This window comes from Pseudomonas sp. SMV71, from assembly GCF_052042015.1.
In the GTDB taxonomy this organism is placed as follows: domain Bacteria; phylum Pseudomonadota; class Gammaproteobacteria; order Pseudomonadales; family Pseudomonadaceae; genus Aquipseudomonas.
This window is the reverse complement of sequence record NZ_JBKGGU010000072.1, coordinates 1-296: the sequence shown is the minus strand read 5'-3', so window position 1 is coordinate 296 and position 296 is coordinate 1. Positions and strand designations below refer to the sequence as shown.

Genomic DNA, 296 nt, shown 5'->3' with positions numbered 1-296 from the left:
GTGTTGCCGCCGTACTTGGCCGAGAGCATGGCGAACGCGGTTTTGTTGTCCAGGTCGCCGGCCAGGGCGCTGCCGTCTTCCTTGCCGGTGAAGTAGCCGAGGTTGGCGCCCAGGGTCCAGTCGCCGATGGGCTGGCTGTGGGTCAGGTTGAAATACTGCTGCTGGTAGATGTCGGACAGTTCCGCGTACCACACGCCGACCTGGGTGCGTTTTTCATTGAAAGCATATTCGCCGCCGCCGAAGTTGAAGCGGTCGGAGGTGAAGGCGCCACGGCCGTTCATCGACATGTCTTCCAT

Annotated in this window: 1 protein-coding gene; it reads right to left on the bottom strand. The window is 61.5% G+C overall.

From position 1 onward, the window contains the following. Window positions 1-296, bottom strand: a 296-nt coding sequence (locus tag ACLEJQ_RS25830; RefSeq protein WP_440799944.1) for an OprD family outer membrane porin, incomplete at both ends; no start/stop codon positions are given.